At 60.8% G+C, this 17,061-nt stretch carries 19 protein-coding genes, 2 pseudogenes and 1 riboswitch; of the genes and pseudogenes, 4 read left to right on the forward strand and 17 right to left on the reverse strand.

Going from position 1 to position 17,061, the window contains the following annotated elements; all coding sequences use genetic code 11:
- Positions 1 to 131: 131 nt before the first annotated feature.
- Positions 132 to 1,265: a hypothetical protein gene (locus tag ASILVAE211_RS23910; RefSeq protein WP_227323881.1), complete on the forward strand. Its 1,134-nt coding sequence runs from the start codon at positions 132 to 134 to the stop codon at positions 1,263 to 1,265.
- Here ASILVAE211_RS23910 and arsH read toward each other — a convergent pair.
- The 4 genes from arsH to ASILVAE211_RS23930 are packed head-to-tail and all read right to left on the reverse strand — an operon-like array spanning position 1,260 to position 3,872.
- The gene (arsH, locus tag ASILVAE211_RS23915) at positions 1,260 to 1,997 is read right to left on the reverse strand and encodes an arsenical resistance protein ArsH (protein WP_227323882.1); all 738 of its coding nucleotides are present in this window, start codon (positions 1,995 to 1,997) and stop codon (positions 1,260 to 1,262) included. The two genes, ASILVAE211_RS23910 and arsH, sit on opposite strands and share 6 nt — an antisense overlap.
- A complete protein-coding gene (gene arsB / locus ASILVAE211_RS23920) occupies positions 1,994 to 3,073 on the reverse strand; it encodes an ACR3 family arsenite efflux transporter (protein ID WP_456304502.1) in 1,080 nt (359 codons plus the stop codon). Before arsB ends, arsH begins: the two co-directional genes overlap by 4 nt.
- The gene (gene arsC, locus ASILVAE211_RS23925) at positions 3,070 to 3,519 is read right to left on the reverse strand and encodes an arsenate reductase (glutaredoxin) (protein ID WP_227323883.1); all 450 of its coding nucleotides are present in this window, start codon (positions 3,517 to 3,519) and stop codon (positions 3,070 to 3,072) included. The genes arsB and arsC overlap by 4 nt, the downstream gene beginning before the upstream one ends.
- A complete protein-coding gene (locus ASILVAE211_RS23930) occupies positions 3,516 to 3,872 on the reverse strand; it encodes an ArsR/SmtB family transcription factor (protein ID WP_227323884.1) in 357 nt (118 codons plus the stop codon). Before ASILVAE211_RS23930 ends, arsC begins: the two co-directional genes overlap by 4 nt.
- A 130-nt stretch (positions 3,873 to 4,002) precedes the next feature.
- On the opposite strand from ASILVAE211_RS23930, the gene ASILVAE211_RS23935 reads away from it, so the two are divergent.
- The gene (locus tag ASILVAE211_RS23935; RefSeq protein WP_227323885.1) at positions 4,003 to 5,436 is read left to right on the forward strand and encodes a hypothetical protein; all 1,434 of its coding nucleotides are present in this window, start codon (positions 4,003 to 4,005) and stop codon (positions 5,434 to 5,436) included.
- 355 nt (positions 5,437 to 5,791) lie between these two features.
- On the opposite strand, the gene ASILVAE211_RS23940 is transcribed toward ASILVAE211_RS23935, so the two are convergent.
- The 8 genes from ASILVAE211_RS23940 to ASILVAE211_RS23975 form a co-directional block, all read right to left on the reverse strand.
- Positions 5,792 to 6,553, reverse strand: a complete 762-nt coding sequence (locus tag ASILVAE211_RS23940; protein ID WP_227323886.1) for a 3-oxoacyl-ACP reductase — start codon at positions 6,551 to 6,553, stop codon at positions 5,792 to 5,794.
- Positions 6,554 to 6,567: 14 nt separating this feature from the next.
- Entirely contained in the window at positions 6,568 to 7,371 is an 804-nt protein-coding gene (gene thiD / locus ASILVAE211_RS23945) for a bifunctional hydroxymethylpyrimidine kinase/phosphomethylpyrimidine kinase (RefSeq protein ID WP_227323887.1), read from the reverse strand.
- Positions 7,362 to 7,838 (reverse strand): NUDIX hydrolase, encoded by a 477-nt coding sequence (locus tag ASILVAE211_RS23950; RefSeq protein ID WP_227323888.1) that lies wholly within the window; start codon positions 7,836 to 7,838, stop codon positions 7,362 to 7,364. Before ASILVAE211_RS23950 ends, thiD begins: the two co-directional genes overlap by 10 nt.
- A gap of 27 nt (positions 7,839 to 7,865) precedes the next feature.
- Positions 7,866 to 7,983: riboswitch (TPP riboswitch) on the reverse strand.
- Positions 7,984 to 8,109: 126 nt separating this feature from the next.
- Positions 8,110 to 8,319, reverse strand: coding sequence for a hypothetical protein (locus ASILVAE211_RS23955; protein WP_227323889.1), 210 nt, complete (start codon positions 8,317 to 8,319; stop codon positions 8,110 to 8,112).
- A 122-nt stretch (positions 8,320 to 8,441) separates the two neighbouring features.
- Positions 8,442 to 8,627, reverse strand: a complete 186-nt coding sequence (locus ASILVAE211_RS23960; protein WP_227323890.1) for a hypothetical protein — start codon at positions 8,625 to 8,627, stop codon at positions 8,442 to 8,444.
- Positions 8,624 to 8,896 carry a hypothetical protein gene (locus ASILVAE211_RS23965; RefSeq protein ID WP_227323891.1) on the reverse strand — a complete coding sequence of 91 codons (273 nt, stop codon included), beginning with the start codon at positions 8,894 to 8,896 and terminating at the stop codon, positions 8,624 to 8,626. Before ASILVAE211_RS23965 ends, ASILVAE211_RS23960 begins: the two co-directional genes overlap by 4 nt.
- 246 nt (positions 8,897 to 9,142) lie before the next feature.
- Positions 9,143 to 9,520 carry a hypothetical protein gene (locus ASILVAE211_RS23970; protein ID WP_227323892.1) on the reverse strand — a complete coding sequence of 126 codons (378 nt, stop codon included), beginning with the start codon at positions 9,518 to 9,520 and terminating at the stop codon, positions 9,143 to 9,145.
- A 72-nt stretch (positions 9,521 to 9,592) separates the two neighbouring features.
- Positions 9,593 to 11,266, reverse strand: coding sequence for a ParB N-terminal domain-containing protein (locus tag ASILVAE211_RS23975; RefSeq protein WP_227323893.1), 1,674 nt, complete (start codon positions 11,264 to 11,266; stop codon positions 9,593 to 9,595).
- A 112-nt stretch (positions 11,267 to 11,378) separates the two neighbouring features.
- On the opposite strand from ASILVAE211_RS23975, the gene ASILVAE211_RS23980 reads away from it, so the two are divergent.
- Entirely contained in the window at positions 11,379 to 11,768 is a 390-nt protein-coding gene (locus ASILVAE211_RS23980) for a hypothetical protein (protein WP_227323894.1), read from the forward strand.
- A 14-nt stretch (positions 11,769 to 11,782) separates the two neighbouring features.
- Here the strand turns inward: ASILVAE211_RS23980 and istB are convergent.
- The 4 genes and pseudogenes from istB to istA all read right to left on the reverse strand — a co-directional run.
- A pseudogene (gene istB, locus ASILVAE211_RS23985) lies at positions 11,783 to 12,292 on the reverse strand (IS21-like element helper ATPase IstB); the annotation flags it as partial.
- Positions 12,293 to 12,300: 8 nt separating this feature from the next.
- Positions 12,301 to 13,683 (reverse strand): IS66 family transposase, encoded by a 1,383-nt coding sequence (tnpC, locus tag ASILVAE211_RS23990; protein WP_227323895.1) that lies wholly within the window; start codon positions 13,681 to 13,683, stop codon positions 12,301 to 12,303.
- Positions 13,684 to 13,793: 110 nt separating this feature from the next.
- Positions 13,794 to 14,078: pseudogene (locus tag ASILVAE211_RS23995) on the reverse strand (ATP-binding protein); the annotation flags it as partial.
- Positions 14,068 to 15,600: an IS21 family transposase gene (gene istA, locus ASILVAE211_RS24000; RefSeq protein WP_227323896.1), complete on the reverse strand. Its 1,533-nt coding sequence runs from the start codon at positions 15,598 to 15,600 to the stop codon at positions 14,068 to 14,070. The gene istA and the pseudogene ASILVAE211_RS23995, both read right to left, overlap by 11 nt.
- 166 nt (positions 15,601 to 15,766) lie before the next feature.
- Between istA and ASILVAE211_RS24005 the strand changes: the two genes are divergently transcribed.
- Positions 15,767 to 16,057, forward strand: a complete 291-nt coding sequence (locus tag ASILVAE211_RS24005) for a hypothetical protein (protein WP_227323897.1) — start codon at positions 15,767 to 15,769, stop codon at positions 16,055 to 16,057.
- A 408-nt stretch (positions 16,058 to 16,465) separates the two neighbouring features.
- Here the strand turns inward: ASILVAE211_RS24005 and ASILVAE211_RS24010 are convergent.
- A partial coding sequence (locus ASILVAE211_RS24010; protein WP_319799637.1) for a TetR/AcrR family transcriptional regulator occupies positions 16,466 to 17,061 on the reverse strand: 596 nt, incomplete at its 5' end.

The following is a 17,061-nucleotide window of genomic DNA, read 5'->3' on the forward strand; positions in this document are numbered from 1 at the left end:
CGGCGTTCGGCCGCTACGGCGGAACGGAGAAGGCGCGCGCCGATGCGATCCCGATCGTCCGTCGTCTGCAGACGACGGATCGGGGTTATTGGGTCCATTGCGATTGTCGCCCTGGAATACCGTCACCGCCAGTGCTGGTGCCGGTCAGGGAGACTTTTCTGCGCCGGCACGTCACTGACGAATGGTCGCAGCATGCCGAGGCATGCGAGTTTTACCGTGAACCTGTCGAGCAACGCGAGATCAGCGCGAGCTATCAGCCCAAACGGAAAAATATCCGCCTGGTGCGATCCTTCATGATCGCATCGGCGGCATCGCCGATGCGGCGTGAGATCGCATCCTCCGCCAATCGCCGGCCGCAGCTTGCGGCGTTGCTGATACGGCTGATGACGGAAGCAGGCTTGCAGCGGGTTGGGGCAGGCGGCTTCAAGCCGCCGCCCTTGACGGACCAGATGCGTCCGATCTGGCCGGTGGCGCGCGAGATCCACCTCGATAAACGGGTGCGCCTGGCGGACGCGCTGTGCTTGAGCGTCGCCAAGCTACCGGCCTTGGCGGCGCAGATCGAGGCGGCGAGCGACGAGACCTATCCGCACACGCGGCCGCATGGCGTGCTGCTGGTCCGCGTGCAATCCGTGCGAGCGGGCATGCTGCGCACGCTGAACGGCGAGGAGCTGCCGGTGACGGGACGGATGGCGGTTTTCGGCGATCGTCCCGAGGACGAGCCGGGCATGGCCGTTGACGCCCGAGCGCCCTATCTCGCGCTGTGTATCGTCGCCCGGCCGTTGCCAGGCGACCGGGCCCAGATCACGGCAGCCTATGTGCATCCTTGCGCATCGCTCGATCGGCTGATGCTGGTCGATAGCGATGCCGAACGGCATACACTGATGCTGTTGAAGAACTTCCAGTATGCGATGTTGAAGGGAAGCGGATCGACCGTCACGATCGACAAGCCGATGGATAGTCTGGTTTCGGACAAATGGCCGGATGGCCGATCACGGCCGCCGGTCATTCCGGACTTCATCGTGACGGTGCGGGATCGCGACGGGAGCGTGAAACGCGCCGTCATCGAGACGATGGGCTATGCCGATGAGGGCTATCGGGAGCGCAAGGCACGGCTGCATCCCGAGATGCAGGAGGCCGCGGGCGCTGTGAGCGTGATCGAGCATGATTTTCAGATGCCGGCGCATTGGCAGCAGGAGTGGCGCGACAATCAGTTTCGGCGTGAGCTATGGCGTCAGCTCGGTACCTCAAAAAATGAAGAATTATGACGGGTGTAAGATCGACCGAAGACCCGTCCGGGCTTCCAATTTTGCTGCGTCTTCTTTCCGCTCCGAATATCGATCGGTCATTTGCGTCACATGGGGGCGCAGCAGCACCGTGAAGCGCACCAGCTCCTCGACCACATCAACGATCCGATCATAGTACGGCGACGGTTTCATGCGCCCGTCTTCAAACTCGGTGAAGGCTTTGGCGACGCTCGACTGATTGGGGATTGTGACCATGCGCATCCAGCGGCCGAGCAGCCGCAGCGTGTTCACGGCGTTGAAGCTTTGCGACCCGCCCGACACCTGCATGACGGCGAGCGTCCGTCCCTGCGTCGGACGCATGCCGCCCATAGAAAGGGGCAGATGATCGATCTGCGCTTTCATCAAGCCGGAAATCTGCCCATGCCGTTCCGGGCTGCACCAGATTTGCCCTTCCGACCAGATCGACATTTCGCGCAACTCGTGGATCGCCGGATGATCGTCGCCCTTCACCTGATCGGGGAACGGCAAATCGGACGGGTCGAAAATACGCGGCTCCGCTCCGAAGAAGCGCAGCAGCCGCGCCGCTTCTTCGACCGCATGACGGGAATAGGACGTTTCCCGCAGTGAGCCGTAGAGCAGTAGGATACGCGGCGCATGCCCTTCCGGCCCAAGACCGAGCGCGGGCCGTTCAAGCGCATAGCGCCGATCAAGCGCGGGCAGATGATCCGGGTCCGGCAGCTCGCGTACCCTCATGCCGATGCGCCCCGCTCGTACCAGCCGCGCGACGCTTTCACGATCTTGACGACCGAGAGCATCACCGGCACCTCGATCAGCACGCCGACAACGGTTGCGAGCGCAGCACCCGACTGGAAGCCGAACAGCGCGATTGCCGTTGCCACGGCCAACTCGAAAAAGTTGGATGCGCCGATCAGCGCGGACGGTCCCGCCACGCACCATTCGACGCCGAGCCGACGATTGACGAGGTAGGCCAGCCCCGCATTGAAATAGACCTGAATCAGGATCGGCACCGCCAGCATGGCGATGATGGCCGGTTGCCGCGTGATCTGTTCACCTTGCAAGCCGAACAGCAGCACGAGTGTCAGCAGCAGTGCGCCGAGCGACAGCGGCGACAGGGTTTGCAGCGTTCGGTCGAGCGCCGCCTGCCCGCCTGTGTTCAGCAGCGTGCGCCGCCAGAGCTGCGCTACGATCACCGGCACGATGATGTAGAGGGCAACCGACAGCAGCAGCGTTCCCCACGGCACCGTAATAGCCGAGAGGCCAAGCAGGAGGCCGACAATCGGCGCGAACGCCACGACCATGATCGCGTCATTGAGCGCCACCTGTCCGAGCGTGAAATGCGGCTCGCCCTCGACGAGGTTCGACCAGACGAACACCATCGCCGTGCAGGGAGCCGCTGCCAGCAGGATCAGTCCCGCCGTGTAGCTGTCGATCTGATCCGCAGGCAGATAGGGCCGGAACAGATGTGCGATGAAGACCCATGCCAGCAGCGCCATCGAGAAAGGCTTGACCAGCCAGTTGATGCCGACCGTCGTCGCAATCCCTTTCCAATGCGCGCCAACTTTTCCAAGGGCCGCAAGGTCGATCTTGAGCAGCATGGGAATGACCATCAGCCAGACCAGCACTGCGACCGGTAAATTGACTTGCGCGACTTCGGCCGTGCCGAGGACGTGAAACGCTCCCGGCACAAGTCGGCCGAGAACAATGCCCACGACGATGCAGAGCGCGACCCATAGGGTCAGGTAGCGTTCAAACGTACCCATTGAGGGCGCTTTAACGGCCACGGCAGGACGGGCAATCGCTTCGCTCATGGCCGAGGCTCCGGCGCGACACGTCGGCCGTGTGCGTCGATCACACGCTCGCCGTCTTCCTTGGTGAATGCCGCGCGTTGCGCCTGCGGCAGCAGATCGAGAACTGCTTCAGACGGGCGGCACAGTTTGACGCCCAACGGCGAGACGACAATCGGGCGGTTAATGAGAATGGGATGCGCTTCGATAGCATCGAGCAAGGAGGCATCCGTCAGCGTCGCGTCGGCAAGACCAAGCTCTGCGTAGGGTGTGCCCTTCTCGCGCAGCACGTCGCGCACCGACATGCCCGCGCGTTCGAGCAGCTTCACGAGCAGCCCCCGCGCAGGCGGGGTTTTCAGGTACTCGATCACATGCGGTTCGATCCCAGCATTGCGGATCATCGCCAGCGTGTTGCGCGACGTGCCGCACTCAGGGTTGTGATAAATCACGACATCGACAGGCGCGGTCATGCGTGGGTTCCTTCAGGCGGGCAGCACGGGGCTGTCAGTTCGGCGATCAGCGGCGCGCATAGCGCCGCGTTGCCGCCGCAGCAGTCCTTGACGAGGAACAGCATCACGTCGCGCAGCCGGGCTAGATCAGCGCGGTAGATGATCGACCGGCTTTGCCGCTCTCCCTTCACCAGGCCTGCCCGCGACAACACGGCTAGATGCGCCGACATGGTGTTGTGGGGCGTTGCCAGCTCGCGGGCCAGCTCGCCCGCAGGAAGGCCGTCCGGTTCGTGTGTCACCAGTAGGCGGAACACATCGAGGCGGGTTCCCTGCGCTAGCGCCGCCAACGCGGCTATCGTGCTTTCATTGTCCATATGTCCATGATTCCAGACATACGGACAAAATGCAAGCCCGTGCATAAATCAAGAATAATGTCTCAATCGGCCGCGCCGTGCGCAAAACGCGCCGATAAGAGGATGGAGGAGCTGCTGGAGACGTGCCACGATGATTCGAACGAAACGACCTTGGTTCGATTGCGACCGCGAAGCTGCCTTAATGGCAATGCTGTCGGCTGGCTTTGTCGCGCCATCGACGCCTGAGCCAAAGGGTCTGCGTCGCCATTTCATGCCGCGTCGCGTCCGCAATGGTGAGTTCGCGCTGTTCTCGTCCTGCTCGGGCATGCCGCTGCTGGACTGGGCGTATGAGACTTGCGACGCGCCCTATCAATACGTGATCAACGGCACGGATCGGCGCGACGTTGAGAACCTCCTGGCTGAACTGAAACGCCTCTTCCATGACAAGCTCTTGAAGGCGATCTCTGCGCCGCCGGGAACGGAATTGCTTGTGGCATCGTCGCCGGCGGATGCGTTTCGGATGGCGGCGATGCTCTTTGCGCTGGCATGCAATGGGGAGCCCATGCGCTGGCTGACGCCGAGTTTTGGCGAGCTGGCCAGCGACATCCCTGACGGCATGCGCGGGCGCGTCGTGCGCCCGGGCGCGGATCAGGGTGACGCGCTTCTGGCGGATAATGTCGAGGTCGTGGAAATCTCGCTGCGCGATGCGCGCGGCGGGTTTATCGACGACGCCGAAATTGAGGCGACCTACCGCCGCCATCAGCAGGCGGCAGCGGGTCGATCCATCGGTCTTTTGACGTTTGGGGATGCGACGGGCGCTGCGGGTCCGCTTTCGATGCCGGCAGACATGATCGATGCGACGCAGATGCGGGTGCGGGCGAGCCGCATCGCCGATTATCTCAAGCTCGGATATCCGACCGTGATTTCTGGCTCGACGTTCCTTGGTGGGCCGTCGCCATCCGGCGCGCTCCTGGTGCCGCCAAATACGTTCGGCGAGGCGCTGATGAGCCAAGCGCGAGCACTTCTGGCCGAGGATACCGGGTTGACCTGGAAGACCGGTCGGGGGTTCTCAAAGGGCTTCGGGAACATGTTGCGTTGGATGCCCGGTCTTCAGGCCCTGGAGCACTTTGCGGATCTCGGCTCAAAGGCCGACATCCGCATGGCGCAAATGACAATGGAGCTGAAGGAATTTCTGGCCGAGTTTCCCGATTTCGAGGTCATCGAGAGCCGACATATTCACCATGTCGCGTTCTGTGGCCGGGATTCAGGCATCGTGCCCTTTGCGGTGCGAAGGGGCAAACGGGGATGGATGTCGATGCCTGAATTGCTTGGGCTGTACGACGTACTTGCGGCGCAGAATGTTCTGCTGGGATCCCCTATCATCATCGGCAATCGCGCCGCGTTACGGTTGTCTCTGGCGGCGCCCGATATCAGCGTCGGTAGCATCACGCGGAACCTCGCGAGATTAGCGGATGCGCTGGAGACGGCCGGGTTCCGTCGGGGTCGCTGCGTCGGTGGGCAAGGCTTCCAGACCGCTCAGGCCAGGCGGCTCATGAGCCGCCCGGACGGCATTTGTCTGCAATAGTGTGAATCGGCGTTGAACTGAGGGCCCTCAAGCAAACCTAATCCAACTCATTGATGCACGTAAAAGAATCGATGTTTAGCAGGGTCCCAATCGGCGCCGATCAGGACCCCCATTGAATCGAAGTTTTATCTTTTAGGTCAACGCTTTGTAATGGACTTCAGTACAGAAGGCTGGCTCGGTTTTGTCGGCGTTGGCATAGCTTACACCATAGGGCTATCGGCATTTTTCGTAGCAATCCCTGTTCTTGGTGCTGCTTTCGACACAATCTTAACGAACATCGAACCGCTGAGCGGAATTGGATTTGCCTTGTTCTGAAAGCGGATTCGGATGGTGCGAAATAATCCAACATCATCGGCTAATTCCGTACCAAGCCGCCGTCTACAATAAGGTTTTGGCCTGTGACGGCGCGACTCCATGGGGACGCAAAGAATAACACTGAGTCGGCGAATTCCGCGGGTGTTGTGACATGGCCCAAAGGAGTTAGACCAGCGACGAAATCAAAGACTGCTTCGGGAGTGGCGGCACTTGCATCAGTAGTGCGTAGAAGACCGCCTGAAATCATATTCACTGTAATGCCGTGGGGACCAAGGTCGGCGGCGGCAGTGCGTGTGAGCGCCAAAAGCGCAGCCTTTGCCGCAGTATAATCATGATATGGCACGACCGGGTTTTGGAACAGGTTTGTGCCAATATTGATGATGCGCCCGAATTTCAGTTTCGACATGGCGGGAGCTGCCGCCTGCATTACATTGAGAGCACCGCGCAGGGATACATCAAGGTGGGCCCCGAAGTCAGTCCATGGGATAGATTGCAAGCGTTGCCGGTCGTCACCATTGAATTTGAAATCGCTTAGTGCATTGTGGACGATGGTTGTAATCGGCCCGTAAAACTTCTGGTTTGCTTCTTCGACAAGACGATTTATCGCTTCTCGGTCGGTCACGTCCGCTTGCAGCGCAATCGTGCGATCGCCAAGACTGTCTGCAAGCCTTCGCGCGGTTTCCGCACTCCGGTTGTAATTGATCACAACGCGTGCCCCCTCGCGTGCGAATGCTGTGGCTATGGCGGCACCAAGACCGCGCCCCGCACCGGTAACAAGGACAATCTGTTCATTGATAAGCATTGCGACTCTCCTAGCTACCAAATCCCGTGAAAATGATGTAACGGACCGTGTCCTCTTCCCACATCAAGTTGCCCGCTTTGAACCAGCGCTTGCTGGACGTAATTCTTTGCGCCGCGAACCGCATCCTCAACGGAATGTGTCGGAAGCATTGAAGCTATCGCTGCTGAAAGCGTGCATCCCGTGCCATGGTCGTTGAGCGTCTTCACCCTAGGTGCGTGTAATTCTAGAATTTCTCCGGCTCCTAGAAGCATATCGGTGCTCTGCGCATCATCCATCATATGGCCACCCTTCAACATCACCCACTCAGAGCCAAGTGCGCGGAGAGTTTGCAGCTGTCGTCGCATTTCCTCTACGTCTCGCGCGGGTTCCAATCCCAGTAACACACCGGCTTCAGGCAAGTTGGGCGTTATCACTGTTGAAAGCGGTGCAAGATGGTCCCGGATCGCCGCGACCGCATCTGGCCTTAGGAGGTGATCGCCACTCTTGGCTATCATGACAGGGTCGAGGACAATATTATTGGCACCGTGGTAGTGCAGCCGATCAGCGACTATCTCCGCGATGCCAGCTGTGGCGATCATCCCAATTTTTACTGCATCAACCCGAACATCCTCAAACACGGCGTCAATTTGTTGGGCCACGAAGTGCGGTGCCAGCTCAACAAAGGCGCGCACGCCTTGCGTGTTCTGTGCCACGACGGCGGTAATCACCGACATGGCGTATGTTCCAAACGCCGAAAAGGTTTTGATATCCGCCTGGATTCCGGCTCCGCCGGTCGGGTCAGTGCCAGCGATGGTGAGAATGTTGGGGATCACGCGCATTCTTCCCAGCCCAGCTTTTGAGCAAGCATGGCAGCTTCTTGAGCGACACGGACAACATCAAGGCTTAACGCTAGGCTCGTGCCGTCCAACTTGTCCAAGGCAAACCAGGCAGCCTCTAGTGCATCATCAGCCGCGACTGGTTCGCCTTTTACCCAACGGCAAAGCACGGCCGCCAAAATGAAGTGGTGCCGCAGTTTTCCCTCTTTGTCATGATCGAATACGTCAACGGCGGTAAACGTGCTCGTCGCGTCCGCCTCGATGCCGGTCTCTTCGCGCAATTCTCGCATGGCGCAGGCTTGGATGGTTTCGCCCAGCTCTGTTTTCCCCCCAGGAAATCCCCAGCGGCCGATGTCGGGAGAATTCGCCCGGCGGACGAGAAGGACCTCGTTTCCGCGTACGACAACGGCAATTGACGCGGCAATCGGGCGATCGAGGGGCTTGCTTTTGGGAGTTTCTATGGCATTCAATGTAACAGCCCCTAGTGGGGCCGGCGAGGGGCGATATTTCTCCGTCCCTTCGCCGGCATGATCCGGATCAGGTTCAAAGGGTCACTATGCTGCCTCTCGGCTGATAGTATCTCAGCCCCCTGTCGGGGCACCCCTCGGTAAGGAAACCATAACAGCAGCCGGAGATTTGTCCACCACGGCACCGGTTGACGGTCGAGAACGCGGATGTTTCCCGCCTCACGCCGCCAATCAGCGTTTCGCGACAGGCAGGAGAGCCGTGTCTGTCGCGGGGTCATGACAACTCCATGTGCATGAGGATTTCCTCGGCGCCGTAGACACTGGTCTCACCGCAGATTTCGCATTTGTATTCCTGGGCATCGGGCTCGACGCCCTCGGCGTCAGCGCCGCAATGCAGACAGAACCCCGGATCGTCCAGGGTGGTCTGGCGGCGGTTCGCTGCGTCCATGACGCGTTTGAGCGTCACGGAGGAATGGATCTCCATGAGATTTCCTTTCGGGAAAGAAGGACTGACAGCGCCTTGTTCGGACGCATGAGCACAGCTCGGTCATGCCGACGGTTAGCGCGGCGTGGTGCGAACGGCGCTGGCTGGGCTCGCAGGGGCTGTTATCGAGGTTTCAAAACCTCGATAATCTCGTGGCGATGCACGATGAAATCCCGCCAGCCAGCGTAACCCACAAGCGGGCGGCCCCGGCTGTCGAGACCGCGCACGACTCTGGTCGCCACGCGATAGCTGTCGCGGGTCGCGGACTTGAACTTGATACGATGGCCGACCTTGATTCCCGTTGTCATCGCCGATCCGCCTCCCGCAAGCGCGCCCAAAACGCGGGGTCAGCCCCTGGAGTGTCCCAGCCCATAAGGGAGCCGTGCTTCATGGCATTGATCTGGGCCTCGGTCGGCGCGGGCGAAAGCTTCGCGTTGAGGCATTTGGGCGAGCACAGCGTTTGGGGAGACCGGTAGCCATCCTCGTTCCGAAGGATGGCGACGGTCTCGCCCGAAGTTGGGTGGCGGATGTAGCAGATGGGCGGAAGGCCGAGGGTTTCGGGGTCATGCTGCGACATGCTGCCCTCCCTCGATCTGCAGGAGGGTGCGCAGCTCGCCTGCGAGCTGGGACCGACCCTGTGCGGCCCCAGTCTTTTCCCCCTGGACGTGCCCTGCCTCGTAGGCAGAGGCCCATGACCCGATCGCTGCTCTTGGCGTGAGCATGGGGAATTCGCCGGCAATGACACCATGCCGGCGAAGGGTGACGCGGCCGTCCCGCTGTGTCTCGCTGGTGAAACCCTCCGGGAGGTCCCGGTCCTGCTCGATCATGCGACCCTCCGGGAATTGGTGGGCAGCGGATCGGCCAGCAATTCCAGCCGGGTGACTTCGCCATAGAGGCGGCGCAGGCGCGGCATGAAGGCGTCCTGGCAGTCTCTGGCGGCGGACAGGTAGCGATCCCATGTCGCCCGGTCCCAGGTTTCACGCTCGCCGAGCCGCGCGGCGCCGCCGGCGGCGCGAGCGGCGGCGCGTTCCGAGGGGCTGCTCCATTCGAGTTCCAACGCCGCGATCTGCGCGCGTTTGGCGAGGATGGCATCGCGAATGCGATGCGGGTCGATGCCCATGGGGGCGCTGCGGGCGGAGAAATTTGGGGTGTGGATCGGCGCAGCCGGCCGCGACCCGAAATCAGGGCTGATCTGGTTCATGATCGGTCTCCAGGGTGGAGGGTTTGGGAAAGCGGCCCGGCCATCCGCTAGGACAGCCGGGCATGGCGATGGCTAGGCGGCTTCCGAATAGGTGGACTCGTCATCCACCTCGTCCTGCGCGCTACCGTCCTCACTCGGGTCGTCCACCCCGTCAGTCGGTTCGTCCTCGCCGGCAATGATCCCCGGCACCAACTGCCGCCGGCCGATGCCTTCCGCATCGCGCTCGGCTGTGCTGATCGCGAACACCGCATCGGGGTAGTGCCAGGTCGCCCCGGTGAAGTGCTTGACGACGCTTGCGCGGGTGTCCTTCACCCGGACCTCGACGCGGACCTGGTTGGCCCCCGCCTCCCGTTCCAGCGCCTGGCGGGAGAGGCAGGACAGGAACTCGTCCGAAGCCATGCTGGGCAGACGCAGCGACGCGCCGATGGTCTCGCCGGCGACGCGCGCGACAAGACCGCTATTGGACATGTTCTCCCGGCAGGACAGCACTTGGGTCAGCATGTCGCGCGCGGCCGTGCGGATCACGTCGTCGTCGAGGGTCAGTGTGCCATCGGGCGACAGACGCTCGCAGATCTCCGTGCGATCCGAGCCGCCCGCGTTGAGACCGCTCTGGACCATGACGTTGCGACCACCGAAGGCCAGCACCAACAGCCCGATCAGCTTGATGTCGTCGATCGGGTCGGCCTTCAGCGCCTCGTGCAGGGCATCGGTGCGCAGGTCGCCGATGATGGCCTTGCCCTTTTGGGTCACGTCCGGCCGTTGGGCCTTCTCCGGAGCCTCCACGGGCTCATCAGCTTGCACCTTGCCCTTGGCTGCCTTCTTGTCCTGGGGGATGCGGAAGGCAACGGTCCTGACCTCGGCGGTGCGTGGATCGATGAAATGCCCGATGCTGTCGCCCTTGCCGGGCTTTCCATAGACACGCTCGGCCTTCTTGGGCAGCGTGGCCTGGCCGGTTTCGTCAACCGGGATCACGACGCCGCCCTTGGGCAGGTTGTTTTCCAGCCACTCCTGCTGGGCGCCGAAAAAGCCATCGACATCGGTGGTGTAGCGCGATTCCTCGCCGGCCGGCGCGAAAAGATCGTCCAGCCAGGTGACGCCATATTGAGCAGCAAGGGTCTCATCGAACTTTGCGTCCGAGAACGAGATGCGTCGCTTCGCGAGTGCTCGTGCGATGGCGTACCACGCAGCGTCTTCGTTCTTCTTCGGTTTGTATTTCTTCCAGACCTGCGCCTGTTCTTCCATCGAGGCGTTGGCGATGGTGGCCATTTCCTCCGGCCTGGGAATGCGCCCGCCCGTCATCGCCTTGAGCATCGGCTCGTAAAGATGGCTGAGGTGCTTGAATTGCCGCACAACCCGCGTGGGAATGGCCAGTGCATCCGAAATGGCCTGCTCATTCCAGCCGAGACCCTCGAGCTGTTCTACAGCCTTCCAAACATCGACCGTATCCATCGGAGCCCGAACCATGTTTTCCGAAAGGGATTCCATCTGGGTGATGGTCTCGTCGGCGTCTTTCACCAGAACCTCGATGGTGGCGAATTCGGCCAGGATGGAGGCTTTCACGCGGCGGTCACCCGCCTTGACGATGAGCACGCCTTCGAGTTCGCGCACGACCGGCGGCTGGATGATGCCGATTGCCTTGATCGATGCCAGCAATACGGCATCCATCTGGGGGTTTGACGGGATTGTCCGCGGATTATTGGGATTGAGTTGAAGGCTGCGCGGATCGACTGTGCGAAGTTCGGTCATGTCTTGATTCCTTGTGGGTTGTTCCGTCTCCTTATTTTCTCAGGAGACCCCTCCCCGCGGCTGCGCCGGGCTCGCCCGGGGCAAGGGCGAAGCCGGCTTGCCGGACGCGCGCTTGCGCGCGACCCTTGCGGCGGGCGAACCGAGCGCGGCATGCGTTCCTCCTTTTAATCTTTCTCCTTCTCACCCTGTTCAGAACAGGGTCGGTTGCTCAGGTGAGGATGCGCTGCGCGTGGCGCGCGGGACCGGTGTGGTCAGGATCACCGGCTGGCAAGAAGGGGGCTCGGCGGCGACGCCGTCGTATTGCGCCTTCAGGCGAGCTAGCGTCATGCGCTCGGCTTTCTCGATCTCTGCGGCGCGCAGCGCGCGCTACGATTCGAGCAGACCGGATTTCCGAAGCCGGGTGATGACCGCGCGCTCCAAATCGCAGAATGTGAAGGTGGGGGTTGTTGGTTTTCACGCGGAACTGAGCCGGTTTTTTCACCGAGAAGTGAGCCACCTTTGAGTATGGTTTTCTGATCAGGGTTTGGTCAAGGGATTGGGTTTTTCTCCTCTCTTCTGTGCTGAGGCGGCTGAGCTGGCCTTGAAGCGGAAGCTGTCGTTCCCGGTTTCGAGGATATGACAGCGGTGGGTCAGGCGATCGAGCAGAGCGGTCGTCATCTTGGCGTCACCAAAAACCGTAGCCCATTCGCTGAAGCTGAGGTTGGTGGTGATGACGACGCTGGTCCGCTCGTAAAGCTTGCTCAACAGGTGGAAGAGCAGCGCCCCGCCTGAGGCGCTGAAGGGAAGATATCCCAGTTCGTCCAGGATCAGCAGATCGAGGCGAACCAGGGTCTCTGCGATCTGGCCCGCCTTGCCTTTAGCCTTTTCCTGCTCGAGCGCATTGACCAGTTCGATCGTCGAGAAGAAACGGACCTTTCGGCGGTGGTGCTCAATCGCCTGGATGCCGAAGGCTGTCGCCATGTGGGTTTTGCCTGTGCCGGGCCCACCGATAAGCACGATGTTCTGCGCTCCGTCGATGAACTCGCAGTAATTGCTCACCCCGGCTGAGTTGCCTGGTTGGATAGCGGTGTGGCTAGCACGCGGCGGAGGTCATCGAGCACCGAGCGGTTATTGAGCTTGGCGGTGCTGACGACGGAGCGGAAAGCGGCATAGGTCTGGGCGCCCCACTCGGAGCGGAAGCCGTTTGTGACTTTGCGGAAGATTACGCTCGGGCGCAGCGCGCGCTCGCACGCGTTGTTGGTAGCGGCCACGTCACGGTCAGTGACGAACACGAACAGATGCTCGCGATCACGGGCGATACGACGACGCAGTTTCTCGGCGGCATCGCCATGCCGTGGCAGTGACAACACGCGGTCGAGCCTGCGGTCCAGATCAGCGTGATATTGCACCAACGTGGTGTCGCGCAGACGGTCGCGTCGCCGGCCGATGGCGATCGCCCGCAGCAGCAGCCGTTTGAACGCCGCGGCGAACCCGTCATCGCCGCAGTCGATTGAGTATTGGGCATCGCGGAGCAAATGGGCAAGGCAGACTTGCCAGAGTTCGGCGTGGCCGCGTTGACTGGCCAGACTATCGGAGATCCATACCCGCGGCCGCATTTGGCCGAACAACTCCCGCACCACGCGAGCGCCGCGGCTGGGGCGGATGATGTGCAGTACGCAGGCGGCGGTCACGAAAACCCACTCCCAGCAGGTCTTCTTCATGACACGCACTGAGGTTTCGTCCGACGCCACCACATCGGCAGCTGTGACCAGCGTGGCGATCGCTGACGCCGCGACGTCCAGCGGCGCCTGCGCGCGGGCGAGAATATTGCAGATCGCCCCCTCGCTGATCGACAAACCGAACAACTCGCCGAACACCAGGCGCAGCCGCTCGATACCGATCGCTTGGCTATAGTGCAGGTAGATCGCGACGGCCTCGATCGACTTTCCAAACGGCGAGCCGGGCTCCAGGCCGGGCGGTGCCGACGCGACCGCGCGCTCGCCGCAACAGGAGCAACGTCCGCCGAATAGCCTCACCCGGGTCACGTCCGGCCTGACAGGCGGCAGTTCAATGCGGTCATAGACCTGTTGCGGCATCTGTGGCTCGGTCGGCCAGGTGGTGGCGCAATGCGGGCAGGTGTCGAGCAAACGATCGACGGTGCGGTCGGGATTGGGTTCCAGCATACGGCCGAAGCCGGGGCGGCTCTTGCGAGGCGGCTTGCGGCCGTCAGGCGGCTGGCTGGTCTTTTGTCCCTTCGACGGCGGTAGCGACGAGTTGTCCGGCGTCTTGGGCGGTCTCTCCAACAAGGCCAGTCGTGCTTCCAGTTCGGCGATCCGGGCCAGCGCAGCCTGCAACTGGCTCACCAACGGCAGCAGAGACAGGATCAACGCGTCCTTCTCGGCGACGGTCAGCTTGCTGAGGTCGATCTCGGGTGCCACCCCAACGTTGAATCGACGCGCCCGTGATCGCGTCAACAGCCTTCGCGATTGGTTTCACACCCATCAAACGCGATGACCTGACCTACAGGGGTGAGCAATTACAACTCGCATCGATGCAACTGGCGCACTGTCGCTTCGTTGACCTCGCTGGCTGCAAAGTCGAAGCCGGAGAGGTCCTTATAGGCGGGGAAACGGGCAGCCTTCATGTGATAGGCAATGGACCGGACCTCGCGCTCGGCCATCTCGGCTTTAAGCAACTGGGATAGGATTGGCACGGCCGCATCAAAGGCGGGAGCACCTTGCTCGATCAGGTCCGTGACGGCTTGAGACATGCCATACATCTTCAGGCTACGGAGCATGATAACGACTGCGGCGCTGGCAGGATCATGACGCATGGCGACCTCCAACGATCCGGACACGCAGACCGTCATAGCGTTCGACGTTGGCCTTGGGTTCACGCAGCAAGGTCAGCGCCTGTGGCGTATCGACATCGGGACCGTCGGTCGTCTTGCCGTCAATCAGCCGATGCAGCAGGTTCAACACATGCGTCTTGGTTGCCACCCCTTGATCCAGAGCTAGTTCCACGGCCCTGACGACAGCCTGTTCATCGTGATTGAGGACAAGAGCAAGGATATCGGCCATCTCGCGATCACCGCCGGGGCGGCGGAGCATCTGGTCCTGCAGTTGCCGGAAGGCCAACGGTAACTCCAGGAAGGGCGCACCATTGCGCAGGGCACCGGGCTTGCGCTGGATGACGGTAAGGTAATGCCGCCAGTCGTAAATCGTTCGTGGTGGCTTGTCGTGACTGCGTTCTATGATCCGCGCGTGTTCGCATAGGATATTGCCCTCGGCCGCAACGACCAGTCGGTCGGGATAGATCCGCAGGCTGACAGGCCGGTTCGCAAAAGACGCAGGCACGCTGTAACGATTACGCTCGAAGGTGATCAGGCAGGTGGGCGAGACGCGCTTGCTCTGCTCGACGAAGCCGTCAAACGCGGTAGGCAATGCCATCAACGCTACCTGCTCATCAGCCCAAACATCTGTGATCGAACCGGATAAGGTGCCATGCGCCGTGTCCCGCCAAAGGTCCTGGCAATGCTGTTCCAGCCAGTTATTCAACGTCGCCAGATCTGGAAAGTCCGGCATCTGTTGCCACAGCCGTGGTCGGGCATCCTGGACGTTCTTCTCGACCTGACCCTTCTCCCAACCCGCGGCAGGATTACAAAACTCGGGCACAAAGACGTAGTGGTTCGTCATCGCAAGGAAACGGATGTTGACCTGTCGCTCCTTGCCGCGACCAACGCGGTCGACCGCCGTCTTCATGTTATCGTAAATGCCACGACCAGGTACGCCGCCGAACACACGGAAGCCGTGCCAATGCGCGTCAAAGAGCATCTCGTGCGTTTGCAGCAGGTAGGCCCTGACCAGAAAAGCCCGACTATGCGATAGCTTGATGTGTGCGACCTGGAGCTTCGTACGCTCGCCGCTGATCACGGCATAGTCCTCACTCCAATCGAATTGGAATGCCTCGCCTGGTCGGAATGACAGCGGAACGAATACGCCGCGACCCGTCGTCTGCTGCTCACGCTGTCGATCAGCCCGCCAATCACGGGCGAAGGCGGCGACCCGGCCATAAGAGCCGGTGAAGCCGAGAGACACCAGATCCGCGTGAAGCTGCTTCAACGTTCTGCGCTGCTTGCGCGACTTCCCAGCTTCGGTCTTCAGCCAGCCAGCAAGTTTGTCGGCGAAAAGATCAAGCTTGCTCGGTCGTTCCGGTATCGTGAACGTCGGCTCGATCGTGCCAGCGTTCAAATACTTCGTAATCGTGTTGCGTGATAGCCCAGTGCGCCGGCTGATCTCGCGGATCGACTGCTTCTCGCGCAGCGCCATCCGCCGGATGATATTTAAAAGTCCCATGTGGATCACTCCGTTGCCCCCGTCGCTGACCGCGCTGGGGGAAGGGTCACATGGCTCAATTCTCAATGGAAATTATGCGCCTAACCGGCTCAGTTCCGCGTGGAAACCAACAGTTCAATCATCCTTACGATCAGCGGAATCACGTGCCGCAAGGCGAAAGGTTGCCATGACACTGAGCGAGCGTTTTGTTGGCCGGCGCATTGACCAGGCCTTGGAAAAAAACATTCTGGGTTGGGTTGAACGTCTACGCGGGCGTGGTGTGGAGATCACGAAAGCGTTTCAGGCGGTTGCTGGATTGGTCGAACGCTTCGTTGACACTACTCGGTGCTATAAGGGCAAACGTAAGACGGAATCGGAATACTGGCGGCATGGGCAACGGCGTGCAGATAAGGGTGCAGCGACGTCGGACCTTAACGATATATTGGAGCAAACCGGGAAACGAACTCCGCGCCGCTAGGGCGGCTTCGTTCATGCCAATACGAGAATTGCGAAAACGAAAATTTAGCTTTAAGAGAAAGTAGAAGTTGATCTTCCTTTGTCGCCTCTTTGCTCCCTAACGATGATAGTGACATTCCAAGCGAATGCCCTTGAGATCGGAAAGATCGGTTCAAGTAATGAAAAGTTGAATTGCTCCAATTGTTTATATTTTTTGATGCCTGCGTTTTGAGCCCGACTTCACGTAAATCTATTGAAAGTCGGCATATTTGAGCTTAAGGAAGACTGTGCGCCCGCGTGTGGCGGCTGATTCGCAGTATTGCCAGACTTTTTAATAAGCGACCCGGGCGCATCGCGCACGCCTCAAAGGTCGCGAGGTCTTCAGGAAAAGCATTCTCGGCACCGATAGATTTGTTATGGAATTTCAAGTCTAATTCCGCACGCCAAAGCGCAGTCCGTCAATGAAAAGAGCGACCATCCGTCCTGCGTGATCGGGGCGGTCTTCATGAATGGACATGGATAAGCTGCGGACCGCATTTAGAAGCTCGTCGGCATCAATGCCCGCCCGGACCTCGCCAGCCGCGACTGCGGCATCGATGAGGGATCGGAAAGCGGGCCGAAGTCGCTGTTCAAAGCGCCCGCGCAGGACCTCGAATGCTGGATCGCCTGAGTGCAATGCTTTTGCGAGGCCGCGCTTGGTAGCTACAAGGGCGGCAAATCTCTGCATCCATTTCGCTAAAGCATCAAATGGCGAATTCTGGCTTGCCAGGATCGCGGCAGCATCGGCGCAGGCGTCCATTTCTTGACGGAAGACTGCAGCGATAAGATCGGCGCGGGAGGGAAAGTGGCGATAGACGGTTCCCAGGCCGACGCCGGCGCGGGCGGCAATTTCCCGGACAGGGGCGTCCACGCCGAATTCCGCGAACACGTCCCTAGCCGATCGAAGCAGCGCATCGAAGCTGCGCCGCGCATCAGCGCGAGCTCGCCGCTGACCCGGTGCCAGAAGCTGGTCCATTTCCTTCTTTT

This window comes from Acidisoma silvae (genome assembly GCF_020618775.1).
GTDB lineage: Bacteria > Pseudomonadota > Alphaproteobacteria > Acetobacterales > Acetobacteraceae > Acidisoma > Acidisoma silvae.

What these genes read in the sequence shown, in the direction of transcription:
- arsH (WP_227323882.1), bottom strand. Translation starts at nt 1,997, where the DNA reads ATGAGGGTACGCGAGCTGCCGGACCCGGATCATCTGCCCGCGCTTGAT.
- arsB (WP_456304502.1), bottom strand. Translation starts at nt 3,073, where the DNA reads ATGAGCGAAGCGATTGCCCGTCCTGCCGTGGCCGTTAAAGCGCCCTCA.
- arsC (WP_227323883.1), bottom strand. Translation starts at nt 3,519, where the DNA reads ATGACCGCGCCTGTCGATGTCGTGATTTATCACAACCCTGAGTGCGGC.
- ASILVAE211_RS23930 (WP_227323884.1), bottom strand. Translation starts at nt 3,872, where the DNA reads ATGGACAATGAAAGCACGATAGCCGCGTTGGCGGCGCTAGCGCAGGGA.
- ASILVAE211_RS23935 (WP_227323885.1), top strand. Translation starts at nt 4,003, where the DNA reads ATGATTCGAACGAAACGACCTTGGTTCGATTGCGACCGCGAAGCTGCC.
- ASILVAE211_RS23940 (WP_227323886.1), bottom strand. Translation starts at nt 6,553, where the DNA reads ATGCTTATCAATGAACAGATTGTCCTTGTTACCGGTGCGGGGCGCGGT.
- thiD (WP_227323887.1), bottom strand. Translation starts at nt 7,371, where the DNA reads ATGCGCGTGATCCCCAACATTCTCACCATCGCTGGCACTGACCCGACC.
- ASILVAE211_RS23955 (WP_227323889.1), bottom strand. Translation starts at nt 8,319, where the DNA reads ATGGAGATCCATTCCTCCGTGACGCTCAAACGCGTCATGGACGCAGCG.
- ASILVAE211_RS23960 (WP_227323890.1), bottom strand. Translation starts at nt 8,627, where the DNA reads ATGACAACGGGAATCAAGGTCGGCCATCGTATCAAGTTCAAGTCCGCG.
- ASILVAE211_RS23965 (WP_227323891.1), bottom strand. Translation starts at nt 8,896, where the DNA reads ATGTCGCAGCATGACCCCGAAACCCTCGGCCTTCCGCCCATCTGCTAC.
- ASILVAE211_RS23970 (WP_227323892.1), bottom strand. Translation starts at nt 9,520, where the DNA reads ATGAACCAGATCAGCCCTGATTTCGGGTCGCGGCCGGCTGCGCCGATC.
- ASILVAE211_RS23975 (WP_227323893.1), bottom strand. Translation starts at nt 11,266, where the DNA reads ATGACCGAACTTCGCACAGTCGATCCGCGCAGCCTTCAACTCAATCCC.
- istA (WP_227323896.1), bottom strand. Translation starts at nt 15,600, where the DNA reads ATGGGACTTTTAAATATCATCCGGCGGATGGCGCTGCGCGAGAAGCAG.
- ASILVAE211_RS24005 (WP_227323897.1), top strand. Translation starts at nt 15,767, where the DNA reads ATGACACTGAGCGAGCGTTTTGTTGGCCGGCGCATTGACCAGGCCTTG.